Here is a 21,577-nt window from a genome sequence, read left to right as displayed (position 1 = left end):
GGAATTTTCCTGATTTTAAAAACTATTTTGGCTGCACAATACGGGCAGGATTACCCACCACAGTGGCCCCTGCTGGTACACTTTTGGTGACCACGGCACCCATACCGACAATCGCACCTGCACCAATCACCAAAGGTTGATCCGGTGTACCCTGCTTGATCATAGCCCCTGCGCCAATATAGGCATGGTCATGAATATGAATATTGCCGTTGCATTTTACGCCCGGCGCAAAGGTAACGAAATCCCCAATCACACAATCATGCTCGACATAGCTGTATAAATTGGCGTGAAAGCATTTGCCGATTTTGATATTTGAAGTGATGCTGACAAAAGGACTTAAGGCTGCACCTGCTGCAATGTCTGATTGATCCATCAAGACCACATTGTCTGCCTGAATCGACCACAGTGAAATATTGTCTGCTTCTAGACGCTGGGCAATTTTTTCCCGCACACGGCTATTGGCAATCGCAATTTGTACGTGTTTTTCAGATGCCGTTTCATTTAAAAAAGTTTGATAGTTCATGGCACGATGACCATTCACTGAAGCCACCTCGGTTAAGGCATCATCAATAAAGACGATTTCAGAGCGGTCATGTTCTCGTGCCAATTGCTGACGTGCCACCGGCATCAAACTACGCCCACAACCTGAAGCTCCATAAATTGCATAAAGTGTTGTCATTATTTTTGTTCCGGTGTGCCGGTAAATTTGGTCATGGTTGCCTCACCTTCGGCACTGATGTCATCTTTGGCAATCACTTTTTTAATGGTTTTCAGCATAATTTTAAAATCGAGCCATAAAGATTGATTTTCCACATACCACGTATCGAGTTCAAATTTCTTCTCCCAAGAAATGGCATTACGACCATTCACTTGCGCATAACCGGTAATACCTGGACGCACGTTATGCCGCTTGGCTTGCTCGCTATTATATAAAGGCAGATATTCCATCAACAATGGACGTGGCCCGACAATACTCATGTCACCTTTAATCACATTCCACAGTTCCGGCATTTCATCCAAACTGCTGGCACGCAGCATTTTGCCAAATGGGGTTAAACGCTCACTGTCCGGCAGGACATTGCCCTGTGCATCCACCGCATCTTTCATGCTGCGAAATTTAATCATTTCAAATGGCTTGCCATATAAACCTGGACGTACCTGACGAAACAGTACTGGTGAACCCAAGTTTTTACGCACTTTATAAGCGACATAGAAATATACAGGTGACAGAAGAATGAGCGCTGCCGATGCAATCACGATATCTAGACTACGCTTTAACATCAGATCAGCTCCATTTCAGTCATCATATGGCGGTTCACCTGATGCACATCATATTTATTCAGGGCAATCTCACGTGAACGCTGTCCCATATAGTCCATCAGTTTTGGATCTTCAATAAAGTACTGCATAGTTTCTACCAAATCATCCACAGACTTTACCCCGACCAAATAGCCATTCACCCCATTGGATACTGTTTCACGGCATCCCGGTGCATCGGTAGTAATCACGGCGCGACCCATCGCCATGGCTTCTAACACGGTACGCGGTGTACCTTCGCGATAAGAAGGTAATACATAAACGGAACTTGCCGCAATTGCAGGACGGACATCACTCAGTTTACCCCAATAGTTCACGGTTTTGTCGCTTACCCATGTATCGAGTTCAGCTTGTGAAATCGCAGAAGGATTGTCATCAATCCAGCCCACCAAATGGAATTCAGTTTCAGGATATTTGGCTTTGACGATTTTGGCAGCCTCTGCATATTCACGCACGCCTTTGTCACCCAGTAGACGGGCAATCAGTAGAAATGAAGCTTGAGTGATGCCCTGCGCATTCTTCGGCAAAGGCAATACCGCAAAATCTTGAACATTCACACCTGAACCATTCACCACCACAGCGGCTTTATTGGCTGGCAATAAATGCATATCTTGGAAAAGTTTTAAATCATCAGGGTTTTGGAAAAAGACTTTATCGGCATGTTTTAAGGCATAGCCATATAAGCCATGCACCATTTTTTGAAACAGACTGCGGTTGCCCAATTCGACATTTTGAAACGCATAGCCCAAACCGGTAATTAAGGCATAACGCTTCGGTACACCTGCAAGCCAAGCGGCCAAGGTGCCGTAAATCACTGGCTTAATAGTATAAGACAACACCACATCCGGTTTGATCTGGCGGATCTGCCCAACCAAGTTTTTCAGCAATTTTAAATCTGCCAGTGGATTGGTGCCGGTACGCTGCATCGGGATTTCATGCACGTGATAACCCAGTGCTTTCAGCTTGTCATATTCTTCACTAAAGCTCGAAAGCTCAGGCGCCATGATATGAATTTCATAGCCTTGAGCGTGAATTGCTTCCAGTAATTTGCCACGGAAATTTAGTGCAGAAGGCAAGAAACTGCTGAGCATGAGAAATTTCATTGTGCCGATCTCCACATCTGTATATATTGCCCACTGACACTTTCAATACTGAAATTCTGTTCCACCCGTTCACGTGCTAGCTGTTTCAGTTGTAACTTTTCCGCTGAACTCTTGGCCGCATAACCTAAAATAGCATCTGCCAAAACTGGGGCATTACGTGGCGGAACAACGGCTCCAATGTCCTGCACAATAAAACGCGCATCCCCGACATCGGTACTGATACAGGGCAAGCCTGATGCCATGGCTTCAACCAACACATTCGGAAAACCTTCGGTAATTGAGGTCATCAGGAACACATCAACCGACTGATAAAAGGTAGGCATGTCATTCACTTGATCAAGTAGCTGCACTTTTTTGGCATCCAACTGATATTGCTCAAACAACGCTTTCACTTCAGGATTGTCCAAGCTTGCCCCGCTACCCGCAATTTTAAAAACAAGATTCTGATCTTTCAGCAAAGCCATGGTTTCAAATAAATAGGAATAGCCTTTGGCAGTGTGGTAACGTCCGGCAAAACCAATCACCAACGGCTCATGTAAATTAGGATTAGACTGAAACTTATCTAGAAACACACCATTGGCAATCACTTGGGCATTGTTATTTTTCAGGCCAAAGTTTTGGTGTTGTTGCAAAGATGAATGCGCGCAATAAATCACGCCTTTTGGCTGCTGTGCCAGGACTTTACTCATCGCTAATGCAATTTTGGTGCTCAGTGACTCTTCTTGGGGAGAGGCCAAAGAATGGTGAATACCCCAAAAAATGTAGGGTTTTTGGCTTAGACCGATACAACTTAAACTGGTCAATACATTGGCATGATACATCCAGCACTGCACAGTTTTTGGCGAGATGGATTTGATCAAATGCCGCAGTTTGGCGATTGTGCCCAGCGTATTCAGCCCATTCCAGCCCAATGCATAATGGCTTTGGCAACGCGATAAAGTTTCTGCATAAACATCCGAAGTTTTCATCAGCGCGATAATCACATGCTTATACTGATCCTGAGTTTGCTGAATCAGACGGGCCAGCATCATCTCCGCCCCACCGACTCCGGCAAAGTTGGTAATCACATGCACAATGGTCTGTTTTGGCTGATTCATGTGGAGGACTCCATCAGCTGCAGATAACGCTGTTGCACTGTATGTTTATGGAATTGCAGGCAATGTTCGGTCAACTCAGTATCATCATAAGTGACATATTGACCAAAAATCGCCTGCTGCATTGCCGCCGTCATGCCAGCCTGATCATTACATTCCACCAACAACCCGAATTTGGCATTAGCCAAAATTTCCATAGGACCACTCGGACAATTGGTACTCACCACTTTAATTTTTGAGGCCAAGGCCTGAATCAGCACCCCCGGCAAGCCTTCCCAGTTTGAACTTAATACAAACAGTTCTGTATATTTAAAATAGGCATAGGGATTGGGATCAAAGCCGGGCAGATCGACCACTTCACTTAGACCCAGCTCTTGTAGGAGAGATTCAAACTCGGCACGTAATTCACCTTCACCTAGAATGATCAAACGGGTTTCCGGGTGTTGTTGATGTAAGGCGTGGAAAGAACGTATCAGAAAACCAAAATTTTTGGCTTCGGTTAAACGCCCGACCGCCAGAATGACTTTATTTTCAGGTTGGAAGAAACGATGCTCAACCGTCACTTGCAGTTTTTCAATATAGGTATCGTCAATGACCGGGTTATAGATGGTGACTAAATTATCCTGGGTATAGCTATAATATTCACGAAAATCTGTTTCTACACCTTTGGAGACACACACCACTTGCCGTGCCATCGGATACGTCCAATTCACCAAAGTTTTTAAAATAAATTTTGCCGTACCCTGTAATTTCAAATTTTTCGAAGGGGTTGAAACTTCACGCAAAATTAAGCGAACTGAGCTTTTGGCTAACCGCTTGGCCAAGGCAGCAATAATGTTGGTATGGGTCTGGGTCGCCACCAGCACCTCATAATCCACCGCCTGCAACAGTTTTTTCAGTGGAAAAATGGCATTGGCAACACGACCACAGTTTAAATCGACCAATTGAATCTGTGGATCAACCTCAGGAAGAAGTTTGCCTTTTACCCCAGTGATATCACAGACCACCACATCCACTTTTCGTCCCTGCTGAACCATGTTATTGGCCAATTGAATCACGGTACGTTCTGCTCCGCCGCCACCTAAGCTTGGCAAAAAAAACATGATTTTATTGAGCATAACAGTACCTAAAACGGGAGAAATTAATGAGCATTTTTGGAGGCTTGCAGAGCCATCGCACGTTGTACACGTTGCTGATAATCATGGATGCCAGCCAGCTCTGAGTCACTGGCACAGCTGGCTTGGATTTTGGTTTGATAATCCTCAAAGCTCGAGACCACTTTAGCAGGTACGCCAATTGCGACACTATTATCTGGAATGTCTTTGGTCACAACTGAACCTGCACCAATCACCACATTGGAACCAATCTTCACACCCGGCATGATAATGCTATTGACCCCAATAAACACATGCGAACCGACCTGAATCGGGGCAAAGCGTTGATAGCGTTTGCCGTGCTGATCTTTGACTAGGCAGGTACTGCCATCATGGGTGATAAATTTTACCCCTGAGGTCACGGTGACGTCATCGCCAAGGTTGACCAAAAATGGCTCTGAGCCCCAACTGCGAATATAGATACGACAATTTTCACCGACCGCCACTCCTTTACGGCGTGCATAAGCCACGCTGCCCTTCGCAAAAAAATAAGCGAGATCAAACAGCTGTCGAAAAGCAGAAACCATAAATGCCATACGCATGACCTGAGTAGAAGGACCTAAATTGGAAAGAAGAAAAATTAGTGCAATATTTTACGCTGAAAATGACCTTAACGATATGGATAAGCCATCACACCGATTTGATTTTTTTAGCCGGAATCCCGACATAGACGCCGGACTCAGGCAAAGATTTAGAGACCAAACTACAGGCACCAATGACGCTGTCATTGGGGATCACAACACCATCTAATACTGTGACCCGCGCACCGAGCCAGATATTTTCGCCCAGATTAACGCCCTGTTTGGTAATCGCATCTTTGACCAACAAATCAGGTTCGCCAAATTTATGGTTACTGGCAATAATAATGCTTTGCGTGCCAATGCGGGTGTTATTGCCAATGCTGACCCCGCCGCAACCATTGATAAATGATTTTGAATTAATACTGACATCCTGACCAATTTCGATCGTGCCACCAAAACATTTGATATAGCAACTTTCACCAATAAAGCTGTTATCGGCAATGGTGAGCGTTGCGCCCTGTTCCACAATCAGGCTGACCTGATCACCAATATAGACATTTTTACCAATATTCACCCGGCCGGCAATTTCAAGCGTGGTGCCTTTACCAAAATATTTAAACTGGGTGCCAAAGGCCTGATTATAAATAACCTTACGGCACTGTGCAGTGAACCAATGCATGAGTTTTAAAGCTTTAAAAAACATCATTTTTGGATTCTCCACACAGAAAACAAAATGGCAAAGTTATAAAAAATTAGGGCAACCGGTACGGCAAGCAGCATATAAATTTTATCTTCCAGCAGTACATATAGGCCGAAGAATAAAACAAATTTAATTAATAATTCAATGATCTGCAATCTAAACAGGATATGGCTATTACGCTGCGCAATCAGAAAAGCGGAACTGGGCGGATTACAAAAAATCGCCCAATAGCCCCAGGCCAAAATCTGGAAATAGGTCGAGATGCCTACCCAGTCTTTGCCGAATACCCATAAATATAAGGATTCCGGCAACACAAAGAACACGGCAAATAAGGGTAACGACAGCAGACTCAGCAGCACACTGCTTTTCAGAGCTTCTTGGCTATTTTCCAGATTTTTGAATTTTCGGATAAAGAACTGGCGAATGGTTTGCGACATTAAATTGATCGGCACGCGCAAGGTGCGTTCCACGATGGCATAAAAGCCCATCGCCTGAACGCCGACAAAATGCGAGACCACATAATAAGGCAAATTATGCGAAAAGCTGTTCAGCAAGGCATGCGGAGTATTGGAATAAATAAAATCTTTATAGTGCTTAAATGCCTGCCAGCTGACCTGATACAGCTGATTTTTCACAATATAAATCAGCACAAACAGCAGCATCAGTACCGAGCTGACGCTATAACTGTTGACCAGACTAATGCTCATCAACAATGGCAAGCCTAGCTGTACCAGCACCACAATCAGGCTACGGAAAATATTCAGCCCGGCACAGAAATATTCGGCATGCGCGGCAAATTTGTAATTATAGATACTTTGAATCAGGGTATTTGCCAGCACGCCGCTACAAATGGCAGCCACTACGGCAGCATCAAAAATAAAACTGAGGATGATGGCACTGACCGCGACAATGCCCGCGGAGAATATTGCTCCTTCGAAGATCAGGCTTTTCTTGTCCTGCTCTTCCGCGACCAATAAAGCTTGATCGAGACGCAAATTGGCGATGGTGGATAGAACACTGACCACGGCCAAGGCAATACCGTATTCACCAAAATCCTGAACCGAATACAGCCGCGTTAAAAAAGGAAGTGCGATAAATGTAATTATCGCACCTACTAATAAACTCGAGGTAATTAAGCCAATCGATTGATACTTGGCGAAAATACGCGCAATCATGTCAGATTTTTAACATACCATTGCATCGCGAGTTGAATGCCGGCATCAATTCGAAACTCAGGTGCATAACCCAAGGCCTGTTCAATTTTGGCAATACTGGCTTGGGAATGACGTACATCTCCAGCACGGAAGTCACGATAAACCGGCTCTTTTTCGTAATTGACGTGATTCTCTTTTAAAGCGCTTTGAATCGCACGATACAAATCATTCAGTGTAGTACGATCGCCCACCGCCACATTATAAACCTGGTTTTTTGCGGCATCATCAGTCGTGGTCGCCGCCAGAATGTTGGCTTGCACGGTGTTCTCGATAAAACAGAAATCACGGCTGGTTTCACCATCGCCATTGATAAACACATCGTCGCCGGCAATCATGGCAGCCGTCCATTTCGGAATCACTGCAGCATAGGCACCATTCGGGTCCTGACGCTGCCCAAAGACGTTAAAGTAACGCAAGCCAATCGCTTTAAAGCCATAAGTTTTGGCAAACACATCGGCATACAGCTCATTGACATATTTGGTCACCGCATAAGGCGACAAAGGCTTGCCAATATTTTCTTCCACTTTCGGTAATGCCGGATGATCACCATAGGTCGAACTGCTGGCTGCATAGGTAAAACTGGAGACTTCAGCATCACGTGCAGCAACCAACATATTTAGAAAACCAGTGATATTCGCACTATTGGTTAATATTGGATCTGCGATTGATCGTGGTACAGAACCGAGCGCTGCTTCATGTAGAACATAGTCCACACCCGAACAGGCTTTTTGGCAATCTTCCAGCTTACGGATATCCCCTTCATAAAAGGTAAATTTCGCCCACTGTTCAACAGTTACCGCTTGTTGCACCGCATCCAGATTATGCTGATGACCTGTGGCAAAGTTATCCAGACCAACAACGCTCTGATCAAGTTTTAATAAGGTCTCTAAAAGATTGGAGCCAATAAAGCCGGCAACACCGGTCACCAGCCAGGTTTTAGGGCTTTGCTTTAACTGTTCACATACGCTTTGATATGTATTCATGCTCGTATGTCCTATTACAAACGAAGATCAGATTCGGCTTGAGACAGCACATATTTCAAGTCATACAACACGTGTTCTGCTTTACCCAAGGCACGGATTTTTTCTACGCCCATATCCTTAAACTGATGATGCGCAACCGCCAGAATCACTGCATCATATTTGCCATTTTCCAGGGTTGAAATGGGATTAAGCCCGTATTCATGTTCAGCTTCAGCTGCATCTACCCAAGGGTCATAAATATCGGCATCGATATGATATTCTTTCAGTTCATTGACAATATCAGTGATACGGGTATTACGGATATCGGGACAGTTTTCTTTAAAGCTTAACCCGAGAATGAGGACTTTGGCATCTTCAACCTGAATGCGTTTTTTCAGCATCGCTTTCACCAACTGAGTCACCACATACGCACCCATGCCATCATTCAGACGGCGACCGGCCAGAATAATTTCCGGATGATAGCCAATCGCTTGTGCTTTATGGGTGAGGTAGTACGGATCAACCCCTATACAGTGACCACCGACCAGACCCGGACGGAACGGTAAGAAGTTCCACTTTGTTCCTGCAGCTTGAAGCACAGCTTCAGTATCAATACCCATTTTGTTAAAGATCACCGCCAATTCATTGATCAGAGCAATGTTGACATCGCGCTGGGTATTTTCAATCACCTTCGCAGCTTCCGCGACTTTAATACTCGACGCTTTATGGGTACCCGCTTCAATCACCAGGTTATAGACCTGATCAACATAGTCCGCCACTTCAGCGGTTGAACCTGAAGTGATTTTTAAAATATTGGTCACACGGTGCAGTTTGTCGCCCGGATTAATGCGCTCAGGGCTATAACCGGCAAAGAAATCCTGATTGAATTTTAGGCCAGATACTTTTTCCAGTTCAGGAATACAGACTTCTTCCGTTGCTCCCGGATACACGGTCGACTCATATACCACCACGTCGCCTTTTTTCAGCACCTTGCCAATACTCTGCGAGGCTTTAACCAATGGGGTTAAGTCAGGCTGTTTATACTCATCAATCGGGGTCGGTACAGTCACAATAAAGAAGTTACAGTCAGATAAATCTTCAAGCTGTGAGGTGTAGCTTAAATGTGTGGATTGTTTTAATTCTTCGGGAGAAACTTCTAAAGTATGGTCCTGTCCGCTTTTTAATTCATCAATCCGTTTTTGGTGAATATCAAAGCCCACAACTGAAACTTTTTTACCAAACTCTACTGCCAGTGGCAAACCAACATAACCTAGCCCAATAATTGCTATTTTCAGTTCAGAGAGTTGTAACATATAGAAGCCTATGCGATCGATGAATTGTTAATCATCGTGACGTTGTAAATAGCATTATAATATAACAGAAATTTCAGTAATTTTAATTGTAAAATATTGTCTTTACTTGAGAGATTATTCAAATGGGCAATTTAATTCACCCTAAAAATGATTGCTTATAAATGCAAAAAACATCATGTAATAGATAAATTTATTTTTTATTTAACGATCAGACAGCAGTAATTTTGTCCCTCCACCAAACCTCTTACGATTCAACTACATCTTAGACTAGGTAACAAAAGGTTAATGGTATAAAATAATATTGTTCAAATTTTATTTGTTGGGCAAATTACGCCTATATATTTTCAAATTATTTTTATAAACAGGATTTCGAGTGAGTTATTACCATTATAGCGTTATGTTTGCACTGAGTTTAGGAATGACGGGTTGTGCCATTACATCAGGTCTGCAAACTTATGATTTACCTAGTGAAGGGGTTTATCAAACGGATTTAGGAACTCAAGTTAATGTAATCAAACTCACTCAAGAATCGCTATTTGCCGTACAACCCGCCGAAATTAATATTCGTCAAGATTATGCCCATTTATTTAATAGCTCCCATAAAAATTATAAATTGAGTCCAGGCGATATTCTTTCCATTTATCTTTGGGCCTATCCTGAAATTACCCCGCCTACAAATACAATAAGTAATGAACAAGCTGTACAAGCCAACGGCTATCAAATTGATCAAAATGGCTATATCCAATTCCCTATGATTGGACGCTACAAGGCTGCAGGAAAGTCATTAACTCAGGTCAACCAGGAGTTACGTAGTCAACTTTCCCGTTATTTAAAAACACCAGATGTGATTGCTCGGGTATTGTCTTATCAAGGTCAGCGTTTTTCCGTGCAAGGCAATGTGATGAAAGGCGGACAATTTGCTCTAAGCGATCAACCCGTGAGTGTATATACCGCTTTAGGTATGGCGGGTGGGGTGAACTCTCAGCAAGGCGATAACACCTCTATTACCTTGGTCAGACAAGGCCGTACCTATCAACTGAATAGTATTGAGCTGGAAAAAGCCGGACTGTCTTTACATAACTTGCTGATTCAACCGAATGATACTTTATATGTCAATTCACGTGAAAACCAAAAAATTTATGTGATGGGTGAATCAGGTAAAAACCAATCCCTGCCAATGCGTGATCAGGGGATGAGTTTAAGTGATGTTTTAGGTGAAAGTTTAGGTTTAAATCCGTTGTCTGCGAGTCGAAGTAAAATTTATGTGGTTCGCAGCAATGCTGGAGATACCTCTACTGAAGTTTATCAACTGGATTTAACCAGTATTGCCGATTTTGGTTTAGCCAATAAGTTCAAAATGCGCAGTAATGACATTGTCTACGTCGATGCTTCTGGTCTAGCTCGTTGGCAACGTGTAGTCAACCAAATTATTCCATTTTCAAATGCACTTTATAATTTGGATCGCTTGGGGCAATAATGCAAATTCAGAATATCCTTGTGGTTTGTGTAGGCAATATCTGTCGTAGTCCGATGGCTGAATATTTCTTAAAACAGCAGTATCCGCAGCTTCATATTGAGTCTGCGGGTATTTCCGGTTTAGTCGGCCACGCTGCAGATCAAAAGGCTTCTCTTTGTATGCAGCGTTTAGGTATTGATATGAGTCCTCATATTGCCAAAAAGCTGAATGCTGACCTCATTAAAAAGGCCGATCTGATTTTAGTCATGAGTCAAAATCAGCAAAAGCATTTAGAGCAAACCTGGCCTTTTGCTAAAGGAAAAACCTTCCGCTTAGGTCATTGGCAAGGCAAAAATGTCCCTGACCCCTTCCAGCATGAGCAATTGGTCTTTGATGAAACCTGTCAGTTAATACAAGACTGTATTAACGACTGGACACAACATATTTAACTTTTTGATAGCAAAATTATGAGCCAAAATACCAATACTGAAGATACCATTGATTTAAAAGAACTATTCTTTTCACTGATTGCTCAATGGAAACTTATTGCACTCTGCATCATTTTAAGTCTGGTTTGTGCCCTATTATATTTAAGAACCACGCCCGATACCTATTCAGTGGATGCCTTGGTACAAGTAGAAGAAAGTAAGGGGACTTCTGCCGCATTATTGGGTGATTTATCCAATATGATTGAGCAAAAGCAACCGGCTCAGGCTGAAATTGAACTTTTGAAATCGCGATTAGTACTTGGCTCAGTCATTAAAAACTTAAATCTGGATTTAAAGATTTCTGGGACAGAAAACAGTTTTTTTGATCGCTTATTAAATCCACACGATTATCAGACTCAATATCACAGCAAATCTGTTTTATTTAAGGATGATGCCCAGTCATTTGATGTTCGCAAATTTGAAGTTCCGGCTTATTACTTAGACAAGAATCTATTACTTAATTTTAATGGCAATAAATTTACTCTAACGGATGTAGAAACCGAACAAGTGGTTTTTACTGGACTGACCAACCAAGAGAGCCATCTCAGTTCAGAATTCGGGACTTGGAAAGTGGCCATTTATACTCAAGACCAGCTGAAAGACAGTTATAATATTGCAAAAATGTCTTTACCTGCTGCCATGAGTTCAATCACAAATAACTATTCTGTGGCTGAAAAAGGTAAAATGACAGGTATCTTGGGCTTAAATTATCAAGGTCAAGATAAACAACACATCACCCAGGTTCTCAATTCAATTCTGGTTGCCTATAGCCACCAGAATATTGAACGCCGTTCTGCTGAAACTGCACAAACACTTAAATTCCTTGAAGAACAGTTACCCGAATTAAAACAACAACTGGATGTTGCTGAACGTGAATTCAACAAATTCCGTCAACAGTTTAATACGGTTGATGTGACCAAAGAATCCGAACTGTATTTAACCCAGAGCATTCAGCTAGAAACATCTAAAGCTGAACTGGAGCAAAAACTGGCGGAAGCTTCTGCAAAATACACCAGTGAACATCCGGTGATGCAGCAAATGAATGCTCAACTTGGTGCTATTAATAATAAAATTGCCGAGCTGAATGGTACTTTAAAACAACTGCCTGATTTGCAACGTCGTTATTTACAGCTTTACCGTGAGGTTGAAGTCAAACAGCAGCTTTATACTGCCCTGCTTAACTCATACCAGCAATTGCGTATTGCCAAAGCGGGTGAAATTGGCAATGTCCGGGTTGTCGATACAGCCGTTGAGCCAATTAAACCGATTGCACCGAAAAAACTGCAAATTTTAATTTTAGCCATCTTCCTGGGGGGCTTCCTGGGAACCTTACTGGCTTTATTACGTAATATGATGCGTTCAGGCATTAAAGATGCCAATCAAATTGAAAATGAACTGGATTTGCCTGTCTATGCCACTGTTCCACGTTCACCTATTCAAGAAAGCCGACTTAAGCTACTGAAAAAGAACAAACATATTCCTATTTTAGCCGTTAAAAACAGCGATGATATTGCGATTGAAAGCTTACGTAGCATGCGTACAGCGATTCATTTTGCTTTAAGCAACGCCAAAAATAATATCATCATGATTTCAGGGCCTGCTCCTGAGGTGGGTAAATCTTTTATTTCCGCGAACTTGGCGACCATTCTGGCACAGAGTAATAAGCGGGTGTTACTTATCGATGGCGATATGCGTCGTGGTTATTTACACAGATATTTTAATCAGGATAATCAATCCGGTCTGGCTGAATTTTTAAATGGTCAACAATCATTTGAAAGCATTATTAAATCTACAGAAGTTCCTCATTTGGATGTGATCACTCGTGGTAAAAATCCGGCGAATCCTTCAGAGCTGTTAAGTTCGGCAAAATTCTCGGAACTTTTAGATCACCTTTCACCCTTGTATGATCATATTATTATTGATACTCCGCCGGTATTGGCAGTCACAGACGGTATTATCATTTCACAATATGCAGGTGTAAATTTAGTGATTGCGCGTTATGCAAAATCGCAAATGAAAGAACTTGAATTAACGGTCAATCGTTTTGAACAAGTGAATGTGAAGGTGAATGGCTTTATTCTGAATGATATTCAACGTGGCTCAGGTGGTTATGGCTATGGTTATGGCTATAACTATACCTATGGATATAAAGCCTCAAAAGATAATGATTAACTCTTTTTATTGAACATGATTTAAAGCGTTTTATGCTAAAAGCCAGTGCAAAGCACTGGCTTTTACTTTTTTATGCTTATTTCCTTGTCAGTATTTCCTGGGCAAATTAAACGATGAAAGCTTATGGCTTAAAACTCATCTTTCATTTTTTGCTTAAATAAAAATAGACATTTTATTGTATGATAAATGTTTTATATATTCAGACTGTTATAGAATAGAGGTGTTGATAAGAATATATTGGATTTCTGTACACTACGCTTCACTGGAAACGTGTTGGATAGAAAAGTCTGCTAAAATTAATGCAACTTTTTTAATATAAAATGAATTTGGGAAAACCTATGAGTAAAGCCTTACCCATCGCTGTCGCTGTTCTGTTAGGCGGTGCTGCACTTGTACCTGTTTATTATGCAACTCAAAACCCCGCTACTGTGACCTCGAAAGCATCAAAAAATGCTTCTGCTGTTGAGAAAATCAGTTATGCACTCGGCTATGAAGTGGCACATCAAACCCCACCAGAATTAGATATTAACAGCTTTGTTACAGGTGTACGTGAAGGGCATGCTCGTAATAAACCGGCTTATACAGAACAAGAACTTCAACAGGCCTATCAGCAGTTCCAAAAAGAGATGCAACAGAAACAGCTGGATCAAGCAAAAACAGCTCAATCTACCAGTGACAATTTCTTGGCTGAAAATGCGAAAAAACCAGGAGTGAAAACTACAGCTTCAGGCTTGCAATACAAAATCATCAAAGAAGGCACAGGTAAACAACCGAATGCCAATTCTATGGTGACTGTCCATTACAAAGGCCAGCTGGTCGATGGCAAAGTATTTGACAGCTCAATTGAGCGTGGCCAACCGATTGAATTTCCATTAAATCAAGTCATTCCAGGCTGGACTGAAGGTCTGCAACTCATGAAAGAAGGCGGTAAAGCGACCCTTTATATTCCGTCACAATTAGGCTATGGCGAACAAGGCGTTCCTGGCATGATTCCTGCCAATAGCACGCTTATTTTTGATGTTGAATTGATTAAAGTAAAATAATAATTTTAAGGAGAGCTTTTGCTCTCCTTATTTATTTATTTATCTTGAGATAAGAATATGAAAATATCTATAACACTCCTTTGTTTATGCTTGTGCAGCACGGTAAGTTTTGCAAAAACGGTGACCAATAACAGCAGTTTAAAAGAACAGGTTGGCTACAGCTTTGGTTATTTAATGGGACGTAGCAATGCTGAATCGTTTAAAGATTTAGATCTGGATGCATTCATACTTGGTTTAAAGACAGCCACTCAAGATGGTAAATCTGCCTTGACCGATGAGGAAATGGCTCGCGTTCTGAATCAACATAAAAAACAAAGTGAAGCAAAACAGCTGATCGAGCTAAAACAAAAGGCCGACACCAATGCCAAAATTGGGGCTGAATTTTTAGCGGCCAATGCCAAAAAAGAAGGTGTTCAAACGACCAAATCCGGTTTGCAATATCAGATTTTGAAACAGGGTACCGGAAAATCACCCAAGGCCAATTCCGTGGTTAAAGTCAATTACGAAGGTCGACTGATTAATGGAACGGTATTTGACAGTTCAATTGCCCGAAACCAACCAGCGGAATTTCAGGTCAGCCAGGTTATTCAAGGCTGGACTGAAGGTCTGCAGCTGATGAAAGAAGGTGCGAAATACCGCTTTTTTATTCCCGCACAACTGGGTTACGGTCAAATTGGTTCCGGCGATGTGATTGAACCAAATAGCACCTTAATTTTTGATGTCGAACTGCTTGAGGTATTACCTAAATCCAGCAACTAATCAATCCGTTACTTTTCATTTAAAAATAGCGAGCAAGTTAATCTCAAGCTCTTCTAACAGTTATGACCGCTCGCTATTTTTAACATCGATTAGATGTAATCCCTTCATCATGTGCATTTCACTTAAAAAGCTAAATTTCTAAATTTTGCCGATCTGTTTCCCTTTCTGTCATCTCCTATAAAATAAAATTAATTTATATTTCTTGAACATTTAGATGTATCAGCCGATTCATAAAAAGCATGTTTCAATTTAGGCAGAATAGTATGCGGTCAAAATTGACCGATCTTGTACAATCATTAAAGAAATCCATTTCTATACTTTCTAATTAGTACTTTTTTATTTATTACAAGGATTGAATCCATGGCTCTGAGCATTAAAACTCGTGAAATTCAGTACACTGCAGTAGACGGAACACATTTGATTGGATACTTTGCCGCCCCTGAATCAGCAAAACCGCTCGCGGGAATTATTGTTGCACCAGAATGGTGGGGACGAAATGACTACACCGAACAGCGTGCGCGCGAACTTGCTGAACACGGCTATGCCGCTCTTGCTATTGATATGTACGGGGATAAAAAAGTCACTACGGCCGTACCTCAAGCCAGTGAATGGATGATGCAAACCTTTGAAGATCCTGAAACGATTGTGACTCGTGCGTCTGCAGGTTTAGCCACATTAGCTGCGCAAGAGGAAGTAAATGCAGATAAACTGGCAGCCGTAGGTTTTTGTTATGGCGGGAAAGTTGTACTTGATCTGGCACGTTCTGGAGCAAACTTACAGGCTGTGGTCACCTTCCATGGCACACTTACCCCCAAAGCACCGGCCCAACCCGGACAGGTCAAAGCTGAAATTCTAGTGCTCCACGGAAAGCTAGATAGCATGGTGAGTCTGGATGATGTCGCACGCTTTAAAGAAGAAATGCATGTTGCTCAAGTCGAGCATGAAGTGATTATTTTTGAAGATGCTAAACATGGCTTTAGTAACCCGCTTGCAGACGAGCGTGCCAAAGCCAATGGTGTTGATCTGGGCTATAACGCAGCAGCTGAACAGCAAGGTTTATCTGCGATGTATGAATTATTGAAAACCCGACTTGGTGAATAACGATGAAGGTAAAGAGGGTTCTGGTATTTTTACTGAACCAGTGACATGGAAAATTTAGAGAGGATACAACAATGACTACAAACAATTGTGCATATTGCAATTTTGATGAATATGACATCATTGATAAAAATGATTTCGGGGTGATTTTACCCGAACCAAATGCTTTATCTAAAGGTCATTCCGTGATTGTTCCTCTACGTCATGTCAGTTCTTTTTTTGATATTACCGACAAGGAACGTAAAAGCTTAATGTCTCTGCTGGAGCTTGCCCGTAATGAATTGAAATTACGTTACCATCCTTCCGGCTTCCATATTGGCTTTAATGATGGTTCAGTGTTTGGTCAGGTGAATGAACATTTGCATATTCATATTATTCCACGCTATGAAGGCCAGACATTGAAACTTGATGAGCGCTGGGGCATGTCTAGCGAGTAAAAAAGGATGATGCTTTATCCACCAAAAAAAATGATGCTTCGGCATCATTTTTTTTGCTGAGGACATTCCCGCAGTAACATGCAATTTTCGTTATACTATTCATCTATTCCCACGCTACGGTTCACATGTCACAGTTTTCTTTTGCCGATGCCCTGCTTTCCTGGTTTGATGTACATGGTCGTCATGATTTGCCTTGGCAAGTGGTTGATGATCCCTACAAGGTCTGGGTGTCTGAAATCATGTTACAGCAAACCCAGGTAAAAACTGTGCTGCAATATTTTGAGCGTTTTATGGAACGCTTTCCCACAGTTGAGGATTTAGGACGGGCCAGTTGGGATGATGTAGCCCCTTATTGGGCGGGTCTGGGTTACTATGCCCGAGCTCGAAATTTACATAAAGCTGCGGCACTCGTTGCACAGCAAGGCCATTTTCCCTCAACACGTGAGCAATGGATGGAACTGCCCGGAATTGGTCCCTCCACTGCAGGGGCATTGATGTCGCTAGGTTTGCGTCAGTACGGCGTGATTATGGATGGCAATGTCAAACGGGTATTGGCGCGTTTCTTTGCCATTGAAGATGACCTGTCCAAACCTGTGCATGAACGTGCCATTTGGCAACTGGCCGAACAGCTTTGTCCAGTTGAGCGCAATCATGACTATACCCAGGCCATTATGGACCTCGGCGCAACCATCTGTACCCCGAAAAAACCGCTCTGTTTATATTGCCCGATGCAGCAGCACTGTAAGGCACATCAACAGGGACTAGAAACTGAATTGCCGTTTAAAAAAGCCAAGAAACCTGTGCCGGTAAAATCAGCTCAAGTCTTACTGATTCAGTCTGGTGATCAATGGTTATGGCAACAACGTCCCAATAGCGGGCTATGGGGCGGCTTATGGTGCTTGCCGATTATTGAAAATCCTGCCGAATTTGAACTCTTGTGCCAATCTTTAGGATTAAAAAAAGTCATCCAACGAGTAGAAATCACGCATAGTTTTACTCATTTTACCTGGCAACTGGCAGCCATGTGCTTTGAAGTGGATGCTGACCAGCAAGAACATCTTTCGATTGAACTGAATGGCAGCTGGTTAAGCCCACAAAGTGCAACAGCAATGGGGATACCTACTGCGATGAAAAAATTGATCTCTGCAGTAAATTTATGACATAGTCAGGCACTGTACTTCGAATAATTTTCACATAGATTAGAATGAAAAAAGGATGAACAGTGCTACGTTTTATTTCGACCTTATTTTTGGGTTTTAGCATCTTGTGGATTGCGGCATGTACTTCAACGCCGCAAAAATCTTCCTCTACCCGGCTTCCGCCAGCTCAGGTGCAAAAGCTGAAAAGTATGCAGCTGAAATCATCATTGCCTATTCCGGTAAAAAATATCAAAGCCAGACAGTTAAAGGATACCTGGGGCGCTTCCCGCAGTAGTGGCCGCACTCATGAAGGCATTGATATTATGGCTCCACGTGGAACAAAAGTGCTGAGTGCCACGGAAGGTCTCATTGCCGACTTACGCAATAACAATTTGGGTGGTAAAGTGGTTTGGATTCTGGGACCCGGTGGAACCTGGCATTACTATGCCCATCTTGATGATCATAAACGCGGCTTAAATGTCGGTGATTATGTCAAAAAAGGTGATCTGATCGGTTATGTCGGTAATACCGGCAATGCCCGTCATACGGCACCGCATTTACACTACGGTATTTACCTTGAGGGTAAGGGTCGTGGTGTGGTGAATCCCTATCCTTATTTACGTTAATTTTTTAGGAACTATTCATGTCAGAAGCGTTGATCAATCGTTTGGTCGAATTTGCTGAATCAGGCAATCAACAAAAAATTGTTTTGGCGGGACAAACTCACCAGGGCTGGGTGATGGAAATTACCGAAGAAGCGCTTTTGATCAGCACCGGTTTTGCAGAAAAAACGGGTAAAGACATGTGGATTCAGTTCACTGATTTACCGCAAGCCGAACTGTATTACTGGGACAATCAGCAAGATCAATGGACTGAATTCAAACTTTAAACCTGTTCAGGAGCATCAAAAATGTCGATTCAACGCTGTGGCTGGTGCTCAAATGATCCTCTTTATATCGCTTATCATGACCATGAGTGGGGAGTTCCCAGTCATAATGAAGCCCATTTATTTGAAATGCTGTGTCTGGAAGGACAGCAGGCCGGCCTGTCCTGGATTACGGTACTGAAAAAACGGGACAGTTATCGACAGCATTTTTTTCAATTTCCGATTGCAAAAATTGCCCAGTTCAGTGATGCAGAGCTGGAAAATAAATTACAAGATGCCGGTTTGATTCGACACATCGGCAAGCTCAAAGCAATTCGTGACAATGCAATTGCCTGGCAGCATTTAACCCAACAATTAAAACCACAACAGCGTAATGTCAGCGACTGGCTATGGAGCTTTGTTGAATATCAAACCTTATACAATGATGTAGTAGATTATCGTCAAGCCCCTGCCCAAACTGACATGAGTCTTGCGCTTTCAAAAGCTTTAAAAAAGCAGGGCTTTAAATTTGTAGGACCCACCACTTGTTATGCTTTTATGCAAGCAGTGGGTATGGTCGATGACCATGAAAATCATTGCACTTTTAAAACATCTTCCTCATTAAAATGATCATGAAAGGATTTTGCCATGAGTAATAACATCATCCATGCCTATGCAGCGATGCAGGCAGGTGCAGCCCTTGAACCCTACCAGTTTGATGCCGGTGAATTACAGCCGCATCAGGTTGAAGTTAAAGTTGAATACTGCGGTTTATGCCATTCTGATATTTCAGTGATTGATAATGAGTGGAAATCTTCGGTTTATCCTGTAGTGGCCGGACATGAAATTATTGGCACCATTACTCAGCTCGGCTCAGAAGCTAAAGGTTTAAAAGTCGGACAACGAGTGGGCATTGGCTGGACTGCTGAAAGTTGCCAATATTGCGATTCCTGTGTATCGGGTCAGCAAGTACTGTGTACTGGTGGGCAAACAGCAACCATTGTTGGACATGCCGGTGGTTTTGCCGACAAAGTTCGTGCTGGCTGGCAATGGGTGATTCCCCTGCCCGAAGATTTAGACCCTGAAAGTGCCGGGCCACTCCTCTGTGGTGGTATTACCGTGTTTGATCCGATTCTCAAACACCAGATTCAAGCCATACATCATGTGGGTGTGATCGGGATTGGCGGTCTAGGTCATATGGCGATCAAACTGCTCAAAGCCTGGGGCTGTGAAATTACGGCATTCACATCTAATTTAGACAAGGCTGAAGAACTAAAAGCTATGGGTGCAGACCATGTAGTGAATAGCCGCGATACAGCCGCATTAAAAGCTCAACGCGGTAAATTCGATTTGTTACTCAGTACCGTCAATGTGACCCTGGACTGGCAAGCTTATCTGGCTACTCTGGCACCAAACGGTACAGTGCATATGCTAGGGCTTCCTTTGGAACCCATGCAGATCTCAGCTGGTACACTGATTGGCGGTGCAAAATCACTGACTGGTTCGCCTACTGGCTCCCCTGCTGCATTACGCCAATTACTGAAATTCGCTGCGCGTAAAAATATTGCCCCGCAAATTGAAGTGTTTCCAATGTCACAACTCAATCAGGCGATTGAACATCTCCATTCAGGAAATGCGCGTTATCGGATTGTGCTGAAAGCAGATTTCTAAGTCAGTTTTGAATTTAATCTTCACTTGAATCCCATCTGCCAAGACTAGTAGAGCTTGGCAGATTTTTATTTATTTTGCCTGATTCGTATTTATGTCACTTATAAATAGATAGCAAGCTTTTGTGCCAGGAATTCAATAAACAACTGCACCCGTTTCGGCAGATGCTCTTGGCGATAGTAAACTGCATGAATGTTCTGATAATGCAGACGAATTTGATCTTCTAATAAGGCTGTCAGGTGTCCCGCTTGTAAATCCTGTTCAATCAAAAATCGTGACAAACAAGTAATTCCTAGGCCCTGTAAAGCCAATTGCCGAACGGTTTCACCATTGGAGGCTTTTATTTTAGGATGAACAATCAAATCTGTGTCATTTAACTGAATCGGCCAGGCATTTAAATGGGTCGGCTGACTAAAGCCCAGTAAAGCATGTTGCGATAAATCCGCTGGAGATTGCGGTATTCCATGTTGTTCTAAATACCCGGGACTGGCTACGATATAGAGACGACTACGACATAATAACCTGGCATGTAAACTTGAATCGTGCAAATCTCCAAAACGAATGGCGAGATCGGTTTTATGTTCCAGTAAATCAATGACCTGATCATGATTGGTGAGTTCAATTTCGATATTGGGATATTGCTGCATAAACTCCTGAATTAGCGGCACAATGACATGCAAAATAAAAGGCGTGGCAGAATCCACCCGAATCAGTCCAGAAGTATCACTATCAGATTTCAGCAAGGCATCTTCGGCTTCGCCCAGGTCATTTAAAATTTTACGAGCCTTTTCCAGAAATAGTTGCCCTTCCTGAGTGAGTTTCAACTTGCGTGTGGTACGTTCCAGCAAGGTTACAGTGAGCTTGTTTTCAAGACGTTGCAAAGCCCGACTGATACCGGATGTAGTTTGTCCCAGACGTTCTGCTGCCATCACAATCGAGCCACTATCGACAATGGTCACAAAAGCGTGTAGTTCTTCGATGGTCGATTTCATCTTGCACTCATGTATTGATGTTTAATCCAGAATATTTTTCAAATTGATGTATTTTTAACCACAATAATAGCTGCAAAATCAC

23 protein-coding genes are annotated in these 21,577 nt (G+C 42.6%); 12 read left to right on the top strand and 11 right to left on the bottom strand.

What is annotated here, in order from left to right; all coding sequences use genetic code 11:
• Positions 1-22 precede the first annotated feature (22 nt).
• From B2Y23_RS05630 to tviB, 10 genes are all read right to left on the bottom strand, one after another.
• Entirely contained in the window at positions 23-679 is a 657-nt protein-coding gene (locus B2Y23_RS05630) for a NeuD/PglB/VioB family sugar acetyltransferase (RefSeq protein ID WP_291369524.1), read from the bottom strand.
• Positions 679-1,281 carry a sugar transferase gene (locus tag B2Y23_RS05625; protein WP_291369522.1) on the bottom strand — a complete coding sequence of 201 codons (603 nt, stop codon included), beginning with the start codon at positions 1,279-1,281 and terminating at the stop codon, positions 679-681. The genes B2Y23_RS05630 and B2Y23_RS05625 overlap by 1 nt, the downstream gene beginning before the upstream one ends.
• The gene (locus tag B2Y23_RS05620) at positions 1,281-2,420 is read right to left on the bottom strand and encodes a glycosyltransferase family 4 protein (protein ID WP_291369520.1); all 1,140 of its coding nucleotides are present in this window, start codon (positions 2,418-2,420) and stop codon (positions 1,281-1,283) included. The genes B2Y23_RS05625 and B2Y23_RS05620 overlap by 1 nt, the downstream gene beginning before the upstream one ends.
• Positions 2,417-3,517, bottom strand: a complete 1,101-nt coding sequence (locus B2Y23_RS05615) for a glycosyltransferase (protein ID WP_291369518.1) — start codon at positions 3,515-3,517, stop codon at positions 2,417-2,419. Before B2Y23_RS05615 ends, B2Y23_RS05620 begins: the two co-directional genes overlap by 4 nt.
• Entirely contained in the window at positions 3,514-4,632 is a 1,119-nt protein-coding gene (locus B2Y23_RS05610; protein WP_291369516.1) for a glycosyltransferase, read from the bottom strand. Before B2Y23_RS05610 ends, B2Y23_RS05615 begins: the two co-directional genes overlap by 4 nt.
• 23 nt (positions 4,633-4,655) lie before the next feature.
• Entirely contained in the window at positions 4,656-5,204 is a 549-nt protein-coding gene (locus B2Y23_RS05605) for an acyltransferase (RefSeq protein ID WP_291369514.1), read from the bottom strand.
• 94 nt (positions 5,205-5,298) lie between these two features.
• Positions 5,299-5,895: an acyltransferase gene (locus tag B2Y23_RS05600; RefSeq protein WP_291369512.1), complete on the bottom strand. Its 597-nt coding sequence runs from the start codon at positions 5,893-5,895 to the stop codon at positions 5,299-5,301.
• The gene (locus B2Y23_RS05595) at positions 5,892-7,064 is read right to left on the bottom strand and encodes a lipopolysaccharide biosynthesis protein (protein ID WP_291369511.1); all 1,173 of its coding nucleotides are present in this window, start codon (positions 7,062-7,064) and stop codon (positions 5,892-5,894) included. Before B2Y23_RS05595 ends, B2Y23_RS05600 begins: the two co-directional genes overlap by 4 nt.
• Complete coding sequence (locus B2Y23_RS05590) at positions 7,061-8,086, bottom strand: NAD-dependent epimerase/dehydratase family protein (protein WP_291369509.1); 1,026 nt, start codon at positions 8,084-8,086, stop codon at positions 7,061-7,063. The genes B2Y23_RS05595 and B2Y23_RS05590 overlap by 4 nt, the downstream gene beginning before the upstream one ends.
• Before the next feature lie 14 nt (positions 8,087-8,100).
• The gene (gene tviB / locus B2Y23_RS05585) at positions 8,101-9,378 is read right to left on the bottom strand and encodes a Vi polysaccharide biosynthesis UDP-N-acetylglucosamine C-6 dehydrogenase TviB (protein ID WP_291369507.1); all 1,278 of its coding nucleotides are present in this window, start codon (positions 9,376-9,378) and stop codon (positions 8,101-8,103) included.
• A 397-nt stretch (positions 9,379-9,775) separates the two neighbouring features.
• Here tviB and B2Y23_RS05580 point away from each other — a divergent pair, with 397 nt between their 5' ends.
• The 12 genes from B2Y23_RS05580 to ahr all read left to right on the top strand — a co-directional run bounded on the left by B2Y23_RS05580 (position 9,776) and on the right by ahr (position 20,506).
• On the top strand, positions 9,776-10,855 hold the full coding sequence (locus tag B2Y23_RS05580) for a polysaccharide biosynthesis/export family protein (protein WP_291369538.1): 1,080 nt from the start codon (positions 9,776-9,778) through the stop codon (positions 10,853-10,855).
• Positions 10,855-11,283, top strand: a complete 429-nt coding sequence (locus B2Y23_RS05575) for a low molecular weight protein-tyrosine-phosphatase (protein WP_291356362.1) — start codon at positions 10,855-10,857, stop codon at positions 11,281-11,283. The genes B2Y23_RS05580 and B2Y23_RS05575 overlap by 1 nt, the downstream gene beginning before the upstream one ends.
• A gap of 18 nt (positions 11,284-11,301) precedes the next feature.
• Positions 11,302-13,494, top strand: a complete 2,193-nt coding sequence (locus tag B2Y23_RS05570; RefSeq protein WP_291369504.1) for a polysaccharide biosynthesis tyrosine autokinase — start codon at positions 11,302-11,304, stop codon at positions 13,492-13,494.
• Between the two features lie 338 nt (positions 13,495-13,832).
• Positions 13,833-14,537, top strand: coding sequence for an FKBP-type peptidyl-prolyl cis-trans isomerase (locus B2Y23_RS05565; protein WP_291369502.1), 705 nt, complete (start codon positions 13,833-13,835; stop codon positions 14,535-14,537).
• Positions 14,538-14,594: 57 nt separating this feature from the next.
• Positions 14,595-15,296, top strand: coding sequence for an FKBP-type peptidyl-prolyl cis-trans isomerase (locus B2Y23_RS05560; RefSeq protein ID WP_291369500.1), 702 nt, complete (start codon positions 14,595-14,597; stop codon positions 15,294-15,296).
• A 360-nt stretch (positions 15,297-15,656) separates the two neighbouring features.
• Positions 15,657-16,397 carry a dienelactone hydrolase family protein gene (locus B2Y23_RS05555; protein WP_291369498.1) on the top strand — a complete coding sequence of 247 codons (741 nt, stop codon included), beginning with the start codon at positions 15,657-15,659 and terminating at the stop codon, positions 16,395-16,397.
• Between the two features lie 71 nt (positions 16,398-16,468).
• Positions 16,469-16,831, top strand: a complete 363-nt coding sequence (locus B2Y23_RS05550; RefSeq protein ID WP_291356357.1) for an HIT family protein — start codon at positions 16,469-16,471, stop codon at positions 16,829-16,831.
• Between the two features lie 125 nt (positions 16,832-16,956).
• Positions 16,957-17,991, top strand: coding sequence for an A/G-specific adenine glycosylase (mutY, locus tag B2Y23_RS05545; RefSeq protein WP_291369496.1), 1,035 nt, complete (start codon positions 16,957-16,959; stop codon positions 17,989-17,991).
• Positions 17,992-18,053: 62 nt separating this feature from the next.
• Entirely contained in the window at positions 18,054-18,596 is a 543-nt protein-coding gene (locus B2Y23_RS05540; RefSeq protein ID WP_291356355.1) for a M23 family metallopeptidase, read from the top strand.
• 17 nt (positions 18,597-18,613) lie between these two features.
• The gene (locus B2Y23_RS05535; protein ID WP_086196761.1) at positions 18,614-18,859 is read left to right on the top strand and encodes a hypothetical protein; all 246 of its coding nucleotides are present in this window, start codon (positions 18,614-18,616) and stop codon (positions 18,857-18,859) included.
• Between the two features lie 21 nt (positions 18,860-18,880).
• A complete protein-coding gene (locus tag B2Y23_RS05530; protein WP_291369494.1) occupies positions 18,881-19,465 on the top strand; it encodes a DNA-3-methyladenine glycosylase I in 585 nt (194 codons plus the stop codon).
• Positions 19,466-19,483: 18 nt separating this feature from the next.
• Complete coding sequence (gene ahr / locus B2Y23_RS05525) at positions 19,484-20,506, top strand: NADPH-dependent aldehyde reductase Ahr (protein WP_291356353.1); 1,023 nt, start codon at positions 19,484-19,486, stop codon at positions 20,504-20,506.
• Between the two features lie 98 nt (positions 20,507-20,604).
• On the opposite strand, the gene B2Y23_RS05520 is transcribed toward ahr, so the two are convergent.
• The gene (locus B2Y23_RS05520) at positions 20,605-21,495 is read right to left on the bottom strand and encodes a LysR family transcriptional regulator (RefSeq protein WP_291369492.1); all 891 of its coding nucleotides are present in this window, start codon (positions 21,493-21,495) and stop codon (positions 20,605-20,607) included.
• Positions 21,496-21,577 lie beyond the last annotated feature (82 nt).

This window comes from Acinetobacter sp. UBA5934 (genome assembly GCF_002430855.1).
Taxonomy (GTDB): domain Bacteria; phylum Pseudomonadota; class Gammaproteobacteria; order Pseudomonadales; family Moraxellaceae; genus Acinetobacter.
The sequence above is the reverse complement of the archived record's forward strand: the minus strand, read 5'-3'. Positions and strand labels throughout refer to the sequence as shown.